At 62.5% G+C, this 17,808-nt stretch carries 14 protein-coding genes; 11 read left to right on the top strand and 3 right to left on the bottom strand.

Annotated elements, in window-relative coordinates:
* Positions 1–53: 53 nt before the first annotated feature.
* The 4 genes from msbA to V5738_RS11290 are packed head-to-tail and all read left to right on the top strand — an operon-like array spanning position 54 to position 4,067.
* Positions 54–1,823: a lipid A export permease/ATP-binding protein MsbA gene (gene msbA / locus V5738_RS11305; RefSeq protein ID WP_423820911.1), complete on the top strand. Its 1,770-nt coding sequence runs from the start codon at positions 54–56 to the stop codon at positions 1,821–1,823.
* The gene (gene lpxK, locus V5738_RS11300) at positions 1,820–2,833 is read left to right on the top strand and encodes a tetraacyldisaccharide 4'-kinase (RefSeq protein WP_423820910.1); all 1,014 of its coding nucleotides are present in this window, start codon (positions 1,820–1,822) and stop codon (positions 2,831–2,833) included. Before msbA ends, lpxK begins: the two co-directional genes overlap by 4 nt.
* Positions 2,830–3,573 (top strand): 3-deoxy-manno-octulosonate cytidylyltransferase, encoded by a 744-nt coding sequence (kdsB, locus tag V5738_RS11295; protein ID WP_423820909.1) that lies wholly within the window; start codon positions 2,830–2,832, stop codon positions 3,571–3,573. Before lpxK ends, kdsB begins: the two co-directional genes overlap by 4 nt.
* A complete protein-coding gene (locus tag V5738_RS11290) occupies positions 3,570–4,067 on the top strand; it encodes a low molecular weight protein-tyrosine-phosphatase (protein WP_423820908.1) in 498 nt (165 codons plus the stop codon). The genes kdsB and V5738_RS11290 overlap by 4 nt, the downstream gene beginning before the upstream one ends.
* Before the next feature lie 170 nt (positions 4,068–4,237).
* On the opposite strand, the gene V5738_RS11285 is transcribed toward V5738_RS11290, so the two are convergent.
* Positions 4,238–8,212: an Rne/Rng family ribonuclease gene (locus V5738_RS11285; protein WP_423820907.1), complete on the bottom strand. Its 3,975-nt coding sequence runs from the start codon at positions 8,210–8,212 to the stop codon at positions 4,238–4,240.
* Between the two features lie 373 nt (positions 8,213–8,585).
* On the opposite strand from V5738_RS11285, the gene V5738_RS11280 reads away from it, so the two are divergent.
* Positions 8,586–9,470: an RluA family pseudouridine synthase gene (locus tag V5738_RS11280; protein ID WP_423820906.1), complete on the top strand. Its 885-nt coding sequence runs from the start codon at positions 8,586–8,588 to the stop codon at positions 9,468–9,470.
* On the top strand, positions 9,470–10,129 hold the full coding sequence (locus V5738_RS11275) for an HAD family hydrolase (protein ID WP_423820905.1): 660 nt from the start codon (positions 9,470–9,472) through the stop codon (positions 10,127–10,129). The genes V5738_RS11280 and V5738_RS11275 overlap by 1 nt, the downstream gene beginning before the upstream one ends.
* Before the next feature lie 18 nt (positions 10,130–10,147).
* Here V5738_RS11275 and V5738_RS11270 read toward each other — a convergent pair whose 3' ends face one another.
* Positions 10,148–10,738, bottom strand: coding sequence for a Maf family protein (locus tag V5738_RS11270; protein WP_423820904.1), 591 nt, complete (start codon positions 10,736–10,738; stop codon positions 10,148–10,150).
* A gap of 124 nt (positions 10,739–10,862) precedes the next feature.
* Here V5738_RS11270 and V5738_RS11265 point away from each other — a divergent pair, with 124 nt between their 5' ends.
* From V5738_RS11265 to clpA, 5 genes are all read left to right on the top strand, one after another.
* Complete coding sequence (locus tag V5738_RS11265) at positions 10,863–11,408, top strand: YceD family protein (protein WP_423820903.1); 546 nt, start codon at positions 10,863–10,865, stop codon at positions 11,406–11,408.
* Positions 11,409–11,436: 28 nt separating this feature from the next.
* Positions 11,437–11,622, top strand: coding sequence for a 50S ribosomal protein L32 (gene rpmF, locus V5738_RS11260; protein ID WP_423820902.1), 186 nt, complete (start codon positions 11,437–11,439; stop codon positions 11,620–11,622).
* A gap of 136 nt (positions 11,623–11,758) precedes the next feature.
* On the top strand, positions 11,759–12,781 hold the full coding sequence (gene plsX, locus V5738_RS11255; RefSeq protein ID WP_423820901.1) for a phosphate acyltransferase PlsX: 1,023 nt from the start codon (positions 11,759–11,761) through the stop codon (positions 12,779–12,781).
* Positions 12,782–13,020: 239 nt separating this feature from the next.
* Entirely contained in the window at positions 13,021–13,350 is a 330-nt protein-coding gene (clpS, locus tag V5738_RS11250; protein ID WP_423820900.1) for an ATP-dependent Clp protease adapter ClpS, read from the top strand.
* 60 nt (positions 13,351–13,410) lie between these two features.
* The gene (gene clpA, locus V5738_RS11245; RefSeq protein ID WP_423820899.1) at positions 13,411–15,675 is read left to right on the top strand and encodes an ATP-dependent Clp protease ATP-binding subunit ClpA; all 2,265 of its coding nucleotides are present in this window, start codon (positions 13,411–13,413) and stop codon (positions 15,673–15,675) included.
* 298 nt (positions 15,676–15,973) lie between these two features.
* Here the strand turns inward: clpA and pilB are convergent, their stop codons facing one another.
* Complete coding sequence (gene pilB, locus V5738_RS11240; protein WP_423820898.1) at positions 15,974–17,701, bottom strand: type IV-A pilus assembly ATPase PilB; 1,728 nt, start codon at positions 17,699–17,701, stop codon at positions 15,974–15,976.
* Between the last annotated feature and the right edge of the window lie 107 nt (positions 17,702–17,808).

Genomic DNA, 17,808 nt, shown 5'->3' with positions numbered 1-17,808 from the left:
GTTCGCCCGATCCAGCCGGCCCAGGCAAGCGCCGGCCACAGGGAGCATTCCAGTTGGCGCGCAAGAAGATCCATACCGATATGGCGATCGGGGAAATCTATCCTCGGTTGCTGCGCTATACCTGGCGCTATAAGCACTGGCTAGGGGTCGCCGGTCTGGCCATGGCGTTCTATGCCGGGGCGGATACCGCCCTGATCTATATCCTCAAGCCGCTGCTGGACGGCAGTATCGTGAATCGCGATCCCTGGATGATCCAGTGGATCCCGATCTTTATGCTGGGGTTGTTCATTGGCCGCGGCCTGGCCGGATTCGCCTCCAGCTATGCCATGGCCTGGGTTTCGAACCGCGTGATCTATCATGTGCGCTCGGACGTGTTCGACAAGTTCCTGCGCCTGCCGGCGAGTTTTTTCGACCACAACACCACCGGCCGTACCACGGCCATGCTGACCTACTACACCAGCCAGATTTCGGGCGCGGCCACCAGTGCGATCACGATCATGATCCAGGACACGCTGCGGATCGTCGGGTTCACGCTGCTGATGTTCTGGGTCAACTGGTCGCTGGCATTGATCACACTGCTGGTCGGGCCAGTGATCGCGCTGATCGTCAGCCATGTCTCGAAGCGCTTTCGGCGATATAGCGCGACCATCCAGCAGTCGATGGGCGATCTGACCCATATCAGCGAGGAAGTGCTCACCGGCCAGCGGGTGGTCAAGGTGTTCGGCGGCGAGGCCCATGAGCGCAAGGCGTTCGATCGGGTCAATGCCCGCAATCGTCGATTCGCCATGCGCAAAGCGACCACCAGTGCGGCCAGCGTGCCGGCGATCCAGTTCATTGCCGCGATCGCGATCGCTTTCGTGGTCTCAGTCGCGGTGCGCGATACCGGCGGCGGGGTGATGACGCCCGGCGATCTAGCGACCTTTTTCGGCGCGATGATGGGCATGATGGGCCCGATCAAACGGCTGACCAACGTCAACTCCACGATCCAGGCCGGTATGGCGGCAGCCGGTGCGATCTTCGAGCTGATCGACCAGCCGGGAGAGCCGGACCAGGGCACGCAAGCCCTGGCGCGCGCCAGCGGCCGGATCGCGGTCGCGCACGTCTGGTTCCACTATCCCGGGGCCGACCATAACGTGCTGCGCGATATCAGCTTCCAGGTCGAGCCCGGCCAGACTGTGGCTTTCGTCGGCCGCTCGGGCAGTGGCAAGTCCACGTTGTTGTCGCTGCTGCCGCGATTCTACGAGATCAATTCTGGTCGGATTGCCCTGGACGACGTGAATGTCACCGATTACCGCCTGGAGGATCTGCGCCGCCAGATCAGCTTGGTGGATCAGAACGTGGTGCTGTTCAACGATACGATCGCCGGCAATATCGCCTACGGCGCGCTGGGCGGCGCCGATCGAGCGGCGGTCGAGGACGCCGCGCGCCGGGCCTATGCCGCGGATTTCATCGAAGCACTGCCGGAAGGCTACGACACCAAGGTCGGCCAGAACGGCATCATGCTCTCGGGTGGTCAGCGCCAGCGGGTGGCGATCGCAAGGGCGCTGCTCAAGGATGCGCCGATCCTGATTCTCGACGAGGCCACCTCGGCGCTCGATACCGAGTCCGAAAAAGCGATCCAGAAAGGCCTGGAGAATCTGATGCGCGATCGCACCACCTTGGTGATCGCGCATCGTCTGTCGACCATTCAGGATGCCGATCATATCGTGGTCATGCACGACGGCGCGCTGGTCGAACAGGGCACCCATGCCCAGCTGATGGCACACGGCGGGCATTATCGCAGCCTGCACGATATTCAGTTCGCGCAGCCGGACAAGGCGTGATCGCAGGCGCGCTGTCGAAGTCGATCCAGCGCCGCTGGTACGGCCGACAGCCGCTCTGGCCGCTGGTGCCGCTGGCCGTGTTGTTCGGCGGCGTGGTGGCGCTACGCCGAGTGGCGTACGAGCGCGGCTGGTTGCGTTCCTATCGGGTATCGCCTCCGGTGCTGGTGGTCGGCAACGTCACCGTAGGCGGTAGCGGCAAGACGCCGCTGACGCTAGCCGTGATCGAGCGGGCCCAGCAGCACGGGCTGCGCGTCGGCGTTGTTTCGCGCGGCTATGGCGGCCAGGCAGAACGTTATCCGCTGGCGGTTAACGGCCAGACTTCGGCCGAGGCTGCGGGCGACGAGCCGGTATTGATCGCACGGCGTACCGGTGTGCCCGTGGTGGTTGCTCCCGACCGGGTGGCCGCCGCTCGGGCGCTGGTCGAGCGCGGCGATGTCGATCTGATCGTCGCCGACGACGGACTGCAGCATTATCGTCTGGTGCGCGATGCCGAGATCGTCGTGGCCGATGCCCGGCGCGGCAACGGCAATGGCTGGTTGTTGCCGGCCGGGCCGCTGCGCGAGCCGGCACAGCGCAGCGAACGGGCCGATTTATGCTGTGTACATGGGCAAAATGCCGACTTCTGGCTGGCGCCAGGCCAGGCGGTTAACTTAGACGATGATCAACGGCGCCCGCTTGCCGAGTTCGCTGGCGCGCCGGTGCATGCGGTAGCCGGTATCGGCGAGCCGGCTCGATTTTTCGATATGCTGCGCGCCGCCGGTCTGACCGTCATCGAGCATGCCATGGCCGATCATCATCGCTATCGCGCCGAGGATCTGGCCTTCGAATCGGCCGGCCCGGTGTTAATGACCGAAAAAGACGCCGTGAAATGCGGCGGCTTCGATCGCGACGATCTATGGATGGTGCCGGTCGAGACGAGATTGTCATCTGGCTGTGCGGCGCGCATCGATGCGCTACTCGCGCGCCTGGCTCGGTCCGGAACGCGCGCGCAAGAACAAGGAGCCGAATGAGTTTTCACGTCATTATTCCGGCGCGGCTGGCCAGTACCCGGCTGCCGGGCAAGGTGCTGCGGCCGATCGCGGGGCGGCCGATGATCGAACACGTCTGCCGGGCCGCCCAGGCTAGTGCGGCACAGTCGGTGATCGTGGCCACCGATTCCGACGAGGTCGCCGACGTCGCACGGCGCGCCGGCGCCACGGTAGCGATGACCGCGGCCGAGCATAGCTGTGGCAGCGATCGGATTGCCGAGGTCGTAGCCGGTTCGGGCTGGGCGGACGAGGCGATCGTGGTCAATGTGCAGGCCGATGAGCCGATGATGCCGCCGGCGCTGATCGATCAGGTCGGCGAGGCATTGCTGGCCGATCCGCAGGCCGGTATCGCTACTGCGGCCACGCCGATAATCGAGCGCGACGAATTCGTCGACCCGAACGTGGTCAAGGTCGTGGCCGCAGCCAGCCGGGCCTTGTATTTCAGCCGTGCGCCGATTCCGTATCATCGAGACAGTGGCAACCAACAATTTAAGATGCTGGCCCGCCGTCATCTGGGTATCTATGCCTATCGGGTCGCGGCGCTGCGCCGGTTTGCGGCGACGCCGCCGAGTGCCCTTGAGCGCCACGAGTCGCTGGAGCAGTTGCGCGCCTTCGACATCGGCCTGCCGATCGCCCTAGTCGAGGCGGTGGCGTTACCGGGCCCCGGAGTGGATACGCCCGACGATCTGATGGCCGTCGAACAAAGGATGCTAGCGTTATGAACGAGCCGGAAATACGGGTGCTGTTCGTCTGTCTCGGCAATATCTGTCGTTCGCCGACTGCCGAGGGCATCATGCGTCAGCGGCTGAGTACCGCGGCCTTAACCGACCGCGTGGCCGTCGATTCGGCCGGCACCGGGCCCTGGCATGTCGATGAATCGCCCGACCGGCGCGCGCAGGCGGCTGCTGCGGCGCGCGGCTATGACCTGAGCGGCATGCGAGCACGCCAGGTGAAAGCGACCGATCTGGCGGCCTTCGATTACGTTATTGCCATGGACCACGGGAATTTCGAGGATTTGCAGGAACTCGCGGCTGGGCGGTCCGAGTTGGCGCAGCGGATCGTGATGCTTGGAGACTTCAGCCCGGCCTATGCCGGTCAGGCAGTAGGCGATCCGTTTTACGGAGGTGACGATGGTTTTCGACAGGTGCTCGATATGATCGAGACCTGTGTCGACGGGCTGATCGATACGATCCGCAGCCGTATCCGCAGCACCTGAGCCGTATTGTTGGGCGGGTCTGCTTGGGGCTGGCCGGGCATGCGTCAGCCCGCATTGGGCGCGGTAGAACGCCTGGTGGAGCGGACCTAAAAAAGGCCGCGATGTATAGCATCGCGGCCTTTTCGATGTGATTAAAAACCCGTCGCCACTACCGCGGCGACGGGCAATACTCAGCTGCCGGAGCGCTCGCTTCCGGCCGAATCATCGTCGGCCTTTGGTTGCTTGTGCTCGGCCGCATCGGTTTCGGCCGCGGTGCCGCTGTCGTCCTCGGTATCAGCAGCCGGCTCCGACGCTTTGGCTTGGCCGTTGCCGCTGGCGCGGCTTTCATCACTGCTGCCGGTGGTGGTCTCGACCTGGATCAGCTGAGAGGCGTCGGAATCAGTTGATTCGACCACGCTCGAGGCCTCGGCCCGTGGCTGGGCCTTGGCGACCGGCGCAGCCGGCTCGGCCTGGGCCGTCTGCTCAGCGTGATCATCCGATGGATCCTCAGCACCCTGATCGACGGCCTGGTCGTCGCTATCCGACTGGTGGTTTGCCGGGGCACTCGTTTCGACCTGTTGCAGCTGCTTATCGTCGCCGGCTTCGGCTTCGGCTTCGGTAGCAGGCGTCGGTTCGGCCACCGATGTATCGTTGCCTTCGGCCGGCGCTTTCGGCGCGTCTTCGGTCGGGGCCGATGCCGATGGCGCGGCTACTTCAGCTGGGGTCGACTCGGCCGCTTCTGCGGGTTCGGCCGGGGTTGGGCTGGCGTCGTCGCGGGTCGCGTTCTCGGCCGCCTCTGTCTTGGCTTTCGAGCTCTTGGAGCGCGAGCGCCGCGGCTTGGTCTTGCGCGGCTTGCTCGTTGCGGCTGCCGGCGTGTCGGCGGATTCATCGCCGTCGGCCGTTCCAGCGTCCGATGCCTTTTGTGAGGGCTTGTCCTCGATAGACGACCGGTCGCCGGTTTCTGGCTCTTCGCTCTTGGCTGTCGTCTCGGCCGGTGCCTTGGATTCGGCCGAGGTGTCAGCTGGCTCGTGATCGGTCGAAGCCGACTGATTCGGGCCAACAGTCGTGGGCTGCGCGGTCGAATCGGCTTCTGCCTGATCCTGGGCTGACGAGTCTTGATCACCCGTGGCCTCGGCTGCAGCCGGCGTAGACGCGTTGTCATCAGCGGAGGGGGACTTGGCCTTGGTCTTTTTCGATGCGCTCGATTGGCCGGATTGCCCCGATGCACGACGCTTCGACTTAGTCTTCGACTGCTCGGCCGCCTCGGTCTTGTCGGCGGTATCCGCAGCCTGCGAGTCGTTGCTCTTGGCCGTACTGTCCGCCGCGGCGGCTTGGCCGGTATCGCGATCTTCGGCGTCGCTGGCAATGGCTGGCTTTTCGGGCTGGCCCCGGTTCGCTTTTTCGGAAGCGCTGCGTGCGTTGTCGCTGGCGGTCACTGCCGACCAGGGTTTGTCTTCGATATCCGGCAGCTTGCGCTGACTGCTCTGATCGCTGCTGTTGCCGTCCGAATCGTCGTTTGCTTGAGCTTCGGCTTCGGCGGACTTCGGCGTCGGGGCCTGGTCGTCGTCGCTCTCGGCTGCCGTTGCGGCATCAGCCGGCTGTGGCTCGGACTTCGGCGTATGATCCGACTCGCTATTGGCCGACTCCTCTAACGCGGCAGTCGTCGACTGCTGTTCGGCATCTTCGGAGCCGGTCTGATCTTCCGTCTGGGCTTCGTTGTCGGCGTTATTGCGTCGACGCCCGCCACGCCGACCGCGCCCGCCGCGGCGCCGCCGACGATTGCGCTTGGGTTCTTCGGTATCGTCGCCCTCGGCGGCTGGCGTGTGGCTGTTACCGGCGCCTTCGGTCGCGGTTGCAGCCTGGTCCTTGGTTTCGGCGTCCTTGGCCTTGTTAGTGGCCGCTTTTGCTTCGTCGCTGTCTTTGGCCTTGTTGTCGTCGCCTGTGTTATCGGCTTCGGCGGTTGGCTGACGATCGTGCTTTTTGGCTTTCGAGTCGTCGCCTTTCGAGGCCTTCGTCTTGCGCTGGTTTTTCGAGCCGCCGTCGTTTTTCTTGGAACTGTTGTCGCTGTCGGACGATTTGTCGTTGCTGCTGTCGTCCGAAGACGTCTTCGCGCTCAGGCGAGCCTCGGCCTTGGCGCGATTGTTGGCGCTGGTCTCGGCATAGTCGCTGTCTTCGCTGCGACTACGATTGCGGTTACGACCACCGCGGCGCCGATTGCGGCCGCTGCGTCCGTTACTGCCGCCACTGGATTTGCCGTCACTGCTCGTCGGGCTGCGATCGCCGTCGTCCTTGTTTTGGGCGCTGCGGCTATCGCTGGAATCCGTCTTGCTCTGACCGTTGCTTTTAGCGCTGCGCTGTTGGTCGTCGGCGGTTTTCTGCTGGGTTGCCTCGCGACTGGCCGGTCCGGTACTGCCGAAACCGAACTCGGCCTCGCCGCTGAAGATACGTCGCAGCGCATCCCAGAGCTGCTGCCACGGTGTCATGGCCGGGTCAGAAGATTGGGCGTGTTGTTCCTGACCGTCGTTCTGGCCGCGATCGATCACCGGCGCGTCCGAGCGCGCTACGCGTTTGACGGCCGGCTCCTCGCGATCGTTGCGGCTAGTCGTTTGCCGGTCGGGCTCGGCAGGTTTTTCGATATCGACTTCGGTATCGATTTTGTAGCTGGCAGCGTTGTTGTCTTCTTCTTCGAGTTGGTCGCCGCGTACACGCTTGATTTCGTAGTGCGGGGTTTCGAGGTCGTTGTTCGGTACCAGCGTGATTCGAGTCTTGGCCCGGGTTTCCACGTCGGCCAGATCGCTGCGTTTTTCATTGAGCAGGAAGCTGGCGACTGGAATCGGCAACTGGACGATCACGCGCCCGGTGCCGGGTTTCATCGCTTCTTCTTCGAGCAGACGTAGAATCGATAGCGACAGCGACTCGACGCTGCGGATCGAGCCGCGGCCCAGGCAGCGCGGGCAGACATGGCTGGAGTATTCCGACAGCGAGGGTTTGAGCCGCTGACGCGACATCTCTAGCAGTCCGAAACGCGATATACGCCCGATCTGAACCCGTGCGCGATCGGCCTTGGCCGCCTGCTTGAGGCGGTTTTCGACCTCGCGCTGGTTCTTGGCGTTGTCCATATCGATGAAGTCGATCACCACCAAGCCGCCCAGGTCGCGAATACGCAGCTGGCGGGCGATCTCTTCGGCGGCCTCGACGTTGGTGTTGAACGCCGTTTCCTCGATGCTGGCGCCCTTGGTCGCACGCGCCGAGTTGATATCGACCGAGGTCATGGCTTCGGTATGATCGATCACCACCGAGCCGCCGGAAGGCAGGGTGACTTCGCGTTCGAAGGCCGACTCGATCTGCGATTCCACCTGGAAGCGCGAGAACAGAGGGGTGTCGTCGGTGTACTGCTTGAGCTTGTGCAGCGAGTTCGGCATGACCTGCTGCATGAACTCGCGGCCGGTTTCGTATACATCCGGCTGGTCGATCAGCACTTCGCCGATATCGTCGCGCAGATAATCGCGCAGTGCCCGAATGATGACGTTGGATTCCTGATAGACCAGGAACGGCGCTTTGCGCTCGGCCGCCGCCTCGTTGATTGCCTGCCATACATGGGCGAGATAATCGAGATCCCACTGCAGTTCTTCAGCGCAGCGGCCGACCCCGGCGGTGCGTACGATTACGCCCATACCGCTGGGCACTTCGACCTGATTGAGCGCTTCGCGTAGTTCGTTACGCTCTTCGCCCTCGATGCGTCGCGATACGCCGCCGGCCTTGGGATTATTCGGCATGAGCACGAGATAACGCCCGGCCAGGCTGATGTACGTGGTCAGGGCGGCGCCTTTGTTGCCGCGCTCTTCTTTTTCGACCTGGACGATAACTTCCTGGCCTTCGGAGAGCGTCGGCTTGCCGTTATCTTTGCCCGAGTCGTCGCCTTTGGTGTTGGCGTAATAGGACTTGGCAACTTCCTTGAGCGGCAGGAACCCGTGTCGGTTGCCGCCGTAATCGATGAAGGCCGCCTCTAGACTCGGTTCAACGCGGGTGACGCGCCCTTTGTAAACGTTGGCTTTGCGTTGTTCGCGGCTACCAACCTCTATGTCGAGGTCATGTAGTTTCTGTCCATCGACGATGGCCACGCGCAGCTCTTCCGGCTGGGTGGCATTGATTAAAATACGTTTCATTTATGGGAATCCGGTAGCGCGCTCGACTGTGGTTCGGGCGGCTGCGCGTATGGACGCAGCCAAACCCGATCGACCGCGTCGTTTGCCTCGCGCGCTCGCCCAGCATCGCGGCGAGCAGTATCGAGAGAACGGCGGTCAGACAGGAGCGCATGATGATGTATAGATAACTCGATTAACGGAATCGCTGGGCTGGCACGCCGTGATAGGCTTTCTAGTCAATGCGCAGCAGCGTGTTCCTAAATAACTGTCGGTCAGCGCTCGCAGGCGACGTGCGCAAGGCACCGCGCCGCGTTATGCGCGACCTTGGGAGTGTAATCTGACATCGCAACGGCCTCAAGTACGCCGTGTTCGGGTGCATGCCAACGATGCCGGCATGCGACTGGACAATTTTCTCTTGCGGGAATTCAAGAATGTGCCCAAGTCGCGCATCTATAAGATCATCCGCAGCGGCGAAGTACGGGTGAACAAAGGGCGGGCCAAGCCGAGCACGCGGCTGATCGAAGCCGACGAGGTGCGCCTGCCGCCGGTTCGGATGGCGCCGACGTCGGATCCGGGGCGGCCGCCAGACGCCTTGATCGACAAGGTCGAGCGCGCGATCGTGACCGAAACCGCCGACTATCTCGTGTTTGCCAAACCGCCGGGGTTGGCCGTCCATGCCGGCACCGGGCTGCGTTTTGGTTTGATCGAGGTTCTGCGCGCGGCCCGCCCAGGCGAATACTTCGAGCTCGTACACCGGCTGGATCGTCAGACCAGCGGTTGCTTGTTGGTTGCACGGTCGCGCTCGGCGCTGGATGATCTGCGGGCCGGTTTGAATGACGCTGCGGCCTGCAAGCGCTATGTGGCACTCGTCGAAGGGCAGTGGTCGCACGGTCGAATCGAAGTCGATGCGCCGTTGTCGCGGGATACCGAACGCAGCGGTGAGCGGGTGGTCACGGTCGATCCCGTCGCCGGGCGTGCGAGCCTATCGATCTTCGATCCGGTCGCGGTGTATACGGATGCGTCGCGTATGGACGTCGAAATCCGGACCGGGCGTACCCACCAGATCCGGGTCCACGCCGCGCACTGTGGCCATCCGGTCGCGGCCGACGATAAATACGGCCCCAACGCCCGGGCTTCGGTATGGCGCGAGCGCGGGTTGTCGCGCATGGCGCTGCATGCCGCGGCTGTGAACCTGGATTTTCGCGGCCAGCGCCTTGGGTTCGAGGCGCCGTTGGCCGAGGATCTCGTGGCTTTGTTCAAGCGCTTGGACCACGACTGATGCCCGGCCGCTACGAACTGATCATCTTCGACTGGGACGGCACGCTCATGGACTCGGCCGGCGAGCTGGTCGGGGCGCTCCAGCAGGTGATTCAGGATATCGGTCTGCCCGAGCGTACGCCGGCCCAGATGCGTGAATTGGTCGGACTGGGCATTCAGGATGTTCTGGCGCGCTTGTTTCCCGAGCTCGACCCGGCGCGGGTGCGCGACCGACTGAGCCGCTATCGACAGCGCTATGGCTGGCCACGTACGCGATCGAGGCTGTTCGTCGGCATCGATGAGGCACTGGCTGAGCTGTACGAGGCCGGCTTCTTGTTGGCGGTCGCGACCGGGAAAAGCCGACGCGGGCTCGACGAAGCGATGGCTGAAACGGGCTGTCGGGATTGGTTTCGTATTACGCGCTGTGCCGATGAATCGGTGCCCAAGCCGGCCCCGAACATGATCGACGATATCTTGCTGCGTACGGCCACCGAACCCGAAGCCGCGTTGATGGTCGGGGATACCGAATACGACATGGCGATGGCGCGTGCTGCCGGTATCGACGCCGTGGCCGTGCGCAGCGGGGTGCATCAGGAAGCCCGGCTGCGACGCGCTGGCGCGCTCGAGGTGATCGACGATGTTCGGAATCTGCGGGCCTGGCTCGATGTGGCCGGGCGCTGAACGCCGCGGGTCGGCGTCTTAGGGTAGCGCCACCCCGGCGTCGGCCAGCAGCGATCGCAGGCCGATCAGCGGCAGTCCGACCAGGGCACTCGGATCTTTCGACTCGATCGCTGAGACCAAAGTAATGCCCAGGCCTTCGGATTTGAGGCTGCCAGCGGTCGCGGTGACGTCTTCGGCCGCGACATAGCGCGCGATCTCGGCATCGTCGAGATCGCGAAAGTGGGTGGTCACGGTTTCCAGATGTAGTCTGGGGGCTTTGAAGTTCGGCGCGCAGACACATAGACCGGTATGAAAGACGACGGTCTTGCCGGACTGTAAACGAAGTTGTTCGCGCGCCCGCGCGTGCGTACCGGGCTTACCGAGGATGCGGCCGTCGACGTCGGCCACCTGGTCACAGCCGATCACGATGGCTTCCGGCCAGGCCTGTGCGACCTTTTCTGCCTTGGTCTGGGCCAGTCGGCAGGCCAGCGCATGGCTGGCTTCGCCTTCGGTCGCGCTCTCGTCGATGTCCGGCGATGTCGCCTCGAAGCGCAGATTGATCTGACGCAGCAGCTGGCGCCGCCAGACTGAACTGGAAGCGAGAATAATCAGTGGTTTGGAAGCAGGCATCGGTACAAGAAGGCAGAATCGACGCGCCAGAGCATAAAACAAGGTAGGCAAATGCCCAATCGGAATGCCCTCGATCGGCGAAATGCTTTGACTTGACGAGGCTTCGCCCCTATTATCGCGCGCCATGTCGTCAGAGCAGTCACTAACGCGGCACATCGATTATCGTCGAAGTGCGCTCAACAAGACGCAGCTGTCGGGATCGCTCAGCCTGTCCGAGTTGCCACGTACGGCTGAAATCGTGGTGGCTGGATCGGAAGCCGAGGTTGTGACATCGATCGTTGTCGACGAAGATGCACAACGTCGGGTCAAGTTGAGCGGGCGTGTGCAAACGACGCTGGTACTACCGTGCCAGCGCTGTCTGCAGCCGACCGAACAGCCGGTCGACGTGGCGATTGGCGGTATCGTGGTGGCCAGCGACGAAGCAGCCGCCGCGGTTCCGCGCGAATACGAGCCGATCCTGGCTGGCGACGAAACGCTGGACCTGCACGCGCTGGTGGATGACGAGCTTTTGCTGGCATTGCCGATGACCGTGCAATGCGACCGTCCGGATTGCCGGGCGGTCTATGACCGAGAACCGGAGCCGCCGGCTGAAGAGCCGTCGACTTCCGACAAACCGAACCCGTTCGCGGCATTGGCATCGCTGAAAGGCGATGACGACAAGTCGCGTTGACGTATCTGGATAACCGAAAGGCAGTGCTATGGCCGTTCAACAGAACCGCAAATCCCGTTCCAAGCGCGACAAGCGTCGTAATACGCATGCGAGCATGAATCGTCCGACCCTGTCGATCGATCAGACCACCGGCGAGACCCATCGTCGTCACCACGTCACGCGCGATGGTTTCTATCGCGGTCGTCGCGTGGTCGAAACCAGCGACGATATCTAGTCGACACTCTGGATCGACAATTCGTACCGGTGCCGGATCGGCATGCCCTTGCTCGGGCGTGTGGGGTTCGGCACCCGTATCGAAGAGGTAGGGGGATGAGGCGCGCCGGGCAGTATTCGGGCGGCAGGGTACGGCTATGATCCGTATCGCCGTCGACGCCATGAGCGGCGATTACGGCAGCAGCGTTGCTGTCGAGGCTGCGGTTTGCAGCCTGAGTCGCCATGACGACATCGCACTGCGCCTGGTAGGCGATTCCGCCGAACTCAAGCAGCAGATTGAAAAACAACGGGCTCGTAGAGGGGCGCCGGATGTTTTCGATCGTCTGGAAATCGTACATGCCGGCGAAGTGGTCGATATGTGCGAATCGCCAGCACGCGCGTTACGCCAGAAGAAAGATTCGTCGATGCGGATCGCCGTGAATCTGGTACACAAGGGCGAAGCCCAGGCCTGTGTCTCGGCCGGTAATACCGGCGCGCTCATGGCTACCGCCCGGTTCGTGCTCAAAACTTTGTCGGGTATCGATCGGCCTGCGATCATTTCACCGATTCCTTCTCGCCAGGGGCATACCCTGATGCTGGATCTGGGCGCGAGTGCCGAGAGCACGCCCGAACAACTGTTCCAGTTCGCGGTGATGGGAGCGGTATTAGCCAAGGCCGTGCATGGGGTCGAGCAGCCCCGCGTCGGCCTGTTGAACATCGGCGCCGAAGAGATCAAGGGCAATCAGCAGATCAAGGACGCGGGCCGTTTGATCGCAGCAAGTGGCCTGAACTATATCGGTTTTGTCGAAGGCGACGATATCTATATTGGCGACGTCGATGTCGTGGTCTGTGATGGCTTCGTTGGTAATGTGGCGCTCAAGACCAGTGAAGGGCTGGGCAAGCTGATCGCCCAGTTCCTGCGTGAAGAATTTGCCCGCAATTGGTTGACCAAGACCTCGGCCGTTCTGGCGATGCCGGTGCTGCGCGCCTTTCGTGGCCGGGTCGATCCTAGGCAGTACAACGGGGCCACCCTGGTCGGCCTCCAGGGTACGGTCGTCAAATCGCACGGCGATGCCGATGCAACGGCGTTCGCGAGTGCGATCGGCGTAGCGCGGCTGGAAGTCGAGCAGAGCGTGCCGCAGCGGATTCGTCAGCAGCTCGCTCTTAACCTTGGCGAATGACGCCCTCGGGCGCGGCCCGATTATTTCCTTTTCCCGTTACGATTGAACCGTCCGGCATCCGCCACTATATCCGTTGTCATTGGCAACCGCGGACCGCATCATTTGCTTGAATCCGCCGCGCTGGATCCGCTCGGCGGGTTGCCCGCGTATGTGTTTACGCCGGTTATAGTTTTCAGTCGGCAGCGTATCGGCACGCGGACCAGGCTGCTATGCCAGGGCGAAACATCCCGGAAACCAATATGACTGATACCGACAAACCGAAGATCGGGCACGACGACGGCGATACCGCGGTTGCGCCCGATAAACCCAAGACTCAAAAGCCGCCGCTGTACAAGGTGGTCATGCACAACGACGACTACACGCCGATGGAGTTCGTGGTCGAGGTGCTGATGACCTATTTCACCCATGACCGGGACAAGGCGGTACAAATCATGCTGACCGTTCACACTCGAGGTAAGGCTGTCGCCGGGACCTACACCGCCCAGATTGCCGAGACTAAGGTGCAGATGGTTAACGACCATGCCCGCGCGCACCAGCATCCGCTGTTGTGTACTATGGAAGAGGCCTGAAAACGCGGCCGGTCCGTCGCGCCACAGGTTTTAATCGAACGCCAAGTTCGGGGACGCAAAATGCTCAGCCAAGAACTGCAGACTGCACTCGACGCCGCCTTCATGGTCGCGCGTCGTCAGCATCATGAAATGCTCACTGTCGAGCATCTGCTGATGTCGCTGCTGGACAATCCGGCGGTGATCGAGGTGCTCGAGGCCGTGAACACCGACATTCCCCGTCTCGAGCGCGAGCTCAAGAATTACATTGATACCCACGTGCCGGTCGTGCCCGCTGGCGAGGACCATGAGGTCCAGCCGACGCTCGGATTCCAGCGCGTGCTCCAGCGCGCGGTCTATCACGTGCAATCCTCCGGCAAGAAAGAAGTGACGGCGGTCAACGTGTTGATCGCGATCTTCTCCGAGCAGGAATCGCACGCCGTCTATCTGCTCGGAGAGCAGGACGTGACGCGCCTGGACATCGTCAACTTCGTCTCGCACGGGGTGAACAAGTCGGGCGAGGAATCAGGCGATGCCGGCAACGCCGGACAGGCTCAAGCCGAAGAGGGCGGCGAGTCGAATGCGTCGCCGCTCGAGCAGTATGCGACCAATCTGAATCGCAAGGCCGCCGAAGGCGACGTCGATCCATTGATCGGTCGCGATCACGAGATCGAGCGGGTGATCCAGACACTGTGTCGGCGGCGCAAGAACAATCCGCTGCTGGTCGGCGAAGCCGGGGTCGGCAAGACCGCGATCGCCGAAGGCTTGGCACGTATGATCGTTGATGATCAGGTGCCGGATATTTTGTCCAAGAGCGTGATCTATGCACTCGACCTGGGCGCGCTGATCGCTGGCACCAAGTATCGCGGCGATTTCGAGAAGCGGCTCAAGGGCGTACTCGCCGAGCTTGGCAAGCAGAAAGGCTCGGTGCTGTTCATCGACGAAATCCATACCGTGATCGGGGCCGGGGCGGCCTCGGGCGGCGTAATGGACGCGTCGAATCTGCTCAAGCCGAAACTGGCCTCTGGTGAGTTGCGCTGCATGGGTGCGACGACTTATCAGGAATTTCGTAACATCTTCGAAAAAGATCGTGCCTTGGCGCGGCGTTTTCAGAAGGTCGACGTGCCTGAGCCGACGGTCGCCGATACCGTGCAGATCCTCAAAGGGCTGAAGGATCGGTTCGAAGAGCACCACCAAGTGCGTTTCACCAATCCAGCCCTTGAAGCAGCGGCCGAACTGTCGGCGCGGCATATCAACGATCGGCATTTGCCGGATAAGGCGATCGACCTGATCGACGAAGCGGGCGCCCGGCTGCGGCTTCGGCCCTCGACCAAGCGGCGTAAAACGGTACAGGTTCGTGACATCGAGGAAATGGTGTCTCGCATCGCACGGATCCCCTCCAAGACGGTTTCCCGTGATGATCGGGCGGTGCTCGAAACGCTGGATCGGGATCTCAAGCTGGTCATCTTTGGCCAGGACAAGGCCGTGGATTCGCTGGCCAGCGCCATTAAGATGTCGCGCTCCGGCTTGGACAACCGTGACAAGCCGATCGGTTCGTTTCTGTTCGCCGGCCCGACCGGCGTCGGTAAGACTGAGGTCACGCGTCAACTCGCGCTACATTTGGGCGTCGATCTGATCCGCTTCGATATGTCGGAGTACATGGAGCGACATACCGTGTCGCGCCTGATCGGTGCGCCGCCGGGCTATGTCGGCTACGACCAGGGCGGTCTGCTGACCGAGGCGGTCAATAAGCAGCCGCATTCGGTGGTCCTGCTCGACGAAATCGAAAAAGCCCATCCGGATATCTTCAATCTGCTGTTGCAGGTCATGGATCACGGCACGCTGACCGACAACAATGGTCGGCAGGCGGATTTCCGGAACGTGATCCTGGTGATGACGACCAACGCGGGCGCCGAAGCGATGGCCAGCCGCGGTATCGGCTTCAACCCGTCAGACAACAGTACCGACGGCATGGAGGCGATCCGCCGTGGCTTCACGCCGGAATTCCGCAACCGGCTGGACTCGGTTATCCAATTCGCGCCGCTCAAAGGCGATGTGGTTGAGCGTGTGGTCGACAAGTTCGTCCTGCAGTTGGAGGCCCAGCTCGAAGAGCGCCAGGTCGAGCTGGTGGTCGAGCCCGAAGCCCGGTCTTGGCTGGCCGAGCGCGGCTATGATGAAAAGATGGGGGCGCGTCCGATGGGGCGGGTCATCCAGGAAAATATCAAGAAGCCGCTGGCCGAGGAGCTGCTGTTCGGTGAACTCGCCCACGGCGGCCGGGTCGTAGTTCGCGTGGTCGATGGCGAGCTCGATCTGGACGTTTCGTCCAACGAGACGGCCGAGCAAGCCTAATCAGGCGGCCGGCATGGCCGGCCGTAACGCTATCGAAAGCCCAGGTAGCCATCGTTGCTGCCCGGGCTTTTTTGTATCCCGGGCTCTACCCGGGTGGCGATACGCAGCATGGGCCGGGCGGTTCCAGGCAGGCCCGTAAGATTTGCAAGAGCATGCCGCGATCTGCGCCGTAGGCGGATTCTGCCCTATAGCAATATCGGTGTAGCGGTGCGGTATGAGGTTCGGCCCCGAATTCGATTCGTTACGGGCGATGCCGCTGCAGCGGCATCGCATTGCCGGCAGTCGTAGGTGCAGCGGCCTACTCGAGAGTGACTCGATTGAGTTCCGACAAGCCGATGAGGCCGGCGCGAACCTTGTTGAGCCCGGCTGCGCGTAGATCGAGCACGCCCTCGGATCCGGCCTGGGCCTCGATGTCGTTGGCGTTGCCGCCGGCCATGATGATCTGGCCGATCTCGTCGGTCACCGGCATCACTTGATAGATGCCCACGCGGCCGCGATAGCCGCCAGTGCAGTGATCGCAGCCCTGGGGATTGGCTTCGAAGATCGTCAGCTGCTTGGCTTCTTCGGCAGCGAATCCTTCTGCGACCAGTGCGTCCTCTGGAATATCGGTACGTGTCTTGCAGCGCGGGCAGAGCCGGCGCGCCAGACGTTGGGCGATGATCAGGGTCACCGAGGCTGCGATGTTATAGGCCGGCACGCCCATGTTGATCAGGCGGGTCAGGGTCTGGGGGGCGTCGTTGGTATGGACCGTGGAGAGCACCATATGGCCGGTCTGAGCGGCCTTGATCGCGATCTCGGCGGTTTCCAGGTCGCGAATCTCGCCGACCATAATGACGTCCGGATCCTGACGTAGGAAAGCCCGGAGGCAGGTCGCAAAGCTCAGGCCGACGCGCGGTTGCACGTTCACCTGGTTCACCCCTGGCAGGTTGATTTCAGCGGGGTCCTCGGCGGTCGAGATATTGCGGTCGGCCGTGTTGAGGATATTCAGCGCCGTGTAGAGCGATACGGTCTTGCCGCTGCCGGTGGGGCCGGTTACCAACACCATGCCATAGGGCTTGTGAATCGTCTTTTCGAAGATCTGGCGTTGGTGGTCCTCGTAGCCCAGTGCTTCAATACCCATTTGGGCACTGGCCGGATCGAGGATACGCAGCACGATTTTTTCGCCGTGCAGCGTGGGGCAGGTCGAGACACGGAAATCGATCGCGCGATTCTTGCTCAGATTGAGCTTGATTCGCCCGTCCTGAGGAATCCGGCGCTCGGCCAGGTCGAGCCGGGCCATAACTTTGAGGCGGGCCGACAGGCGCATGCCGATCGCGGCCGGGGGTGAGGCAACTTCGCGCAGTATGCCGTCCTGGCGTAGTCGCACGCGATAGCGTTGTTCGTAAGGCTCGAAATGGATATCCGAAGCGCCACGATGGATGGCGTCGAGCAGTACTTTGTTAACAAATCGTACGACTGGTGCATCGTCGGCGTCGGCCTTGAGTGCATCAGAAATGCCGGCTTCGCTGTCCTGTTCGGCCGCCAGGTTGTCGAGGGCGACATCGTCCAGTCCGGCCATGGCGCTGTCGAGCGCGTTGAAATTCGCCTCGATCGCACGCTCGAGCTTGTCCTGTTCGACCAGAACGGCCTCGATCTGATGGCCGGTATTGAAGCGAAATTCATCCAGCGCCTGCAGATTGGTCGGGTCGGCAACTGCGAGGTATAGCGTTCGTCCGCGCAGAAAAATGGGTAGGGCCGCATGCCGGCGAATCAAGCTTTCCGGGGCAGCATCGAGCGGTGCGTGCTGCAGATCGAGCGCCTGCAGATCGACAAGCGGAATAGAAAACGCATCAGCCAGAGCATGAGCGAGCGCGCTGGCGCTCAGCGCGCGCGTGCGCACTGCGCGTGCCACGAACGATTCGTCGTTTTTCTGTGCTTCGATTTGTAGGCGCTGGGCTTCGTCGGTCGCGATGAGCCCGTCTTCGACAAGTTGGCGGGCGAGTCCGCCAAGACCGGATGGGCGCGTCGGGCGTTGGGATGTCGGCATAGAAGTCCCGCGTACAGCGGTCGTCGATCGCCGGCTGTACCAAACGAATGAGTTGCTCGTGAACTATTGTCTGGATTGTAGGCGCTTTCCCCGGGAGCTGCCATCGA

This window comes from Salinisphaera sp. SPP-AMP-43, assembly GCF_049568105.1.
Lineage (GTDB): Bacteria > Pseudomonadota > Gammaproteobacteria > Nevskiales > Salinisphaeraceae > Salinisphaera.
This window is presented reverse-complemented; position numbering and strand designations above follow the sequence as displayed.

Coding starts and splice junctions, on each gene's coding strand:
- kdsB (WP_423820909.1), top strand. CDS start 2,830: ATGAGTTTTCACGTCATTATTCCGGCGCGGCTGGCCAGTACCCGGCTG.
- V5738_RS11280 (WP_423820906.1), top strand. CDS start 8,586: ATGCGACTGGACAATTTTCTCTTGCGGGAATTCAAGAATGTGCCCAAG.
- V5738_RS11275 (WP_423820905.1), top strand. CDS start 9,470: ATGCCCGGCCGCTACGAACTGATCATCTTCGACTGGGACGGCACGCTC.
- V5738_RS11270 (WP_423820904.1), bottom strand. CDS start 10,738: ATGCCTGCTTCCAAACCACTGATTATTCTCGCTTCCAGTTCAGTCTGG.
- clpA (WP_423820899.1), top strand. CDS start 13,411: ATGCTCAGCCAAGAACTGCAGACTGCACTCGACGCCGCCTTCATGGTC.
- pilB (WP_423820898.1), bottom strand. CDS start 17,701: ATGCCGACATCCCAACGCCCGACGCGCCCATCCGGTCTTGGCGGACTC.
- plsX (WP_423820901.1), top strand. CDS start 11,759: ATGATCCGTATCGCCGTCGACGCCATGAGCGGCGATTACGGCAGCAGC.
- rpmF (WP_423820902.1), top strand. CDS start 11,437: ATGGCCGTTCAACAGAACCGCAAATCCCGTTCCAAGCGCGACAAGCGT.
- V5738_RS11290 (WP_423820908.1), top strand. CDS start 3,570: ATGAACGAGCCGGAAATACGGGTGCTGTTCGTCTGTCTCGGCAATATC.
- V5738_RS11265 (WP_423820903.1), top strand. CDS start 10,863: ATGTCGTCAGAGCAGTCACTAACGCGGCACATCGATTATCGTCGAAGT.
- V5738_RS11285 (WP_423820907.1), bottom strand. CDS start 8,212: ATGAAACGTATTTTAATCAATGCCACCCAGCCGGAAGAGCTGCGCGTG.
- clpS (WP_423820900.1), top strand. CDS start 13,021: ATGACTGATACCGACAAACCGAAGATCGGGCACGACGACGGCGATACC.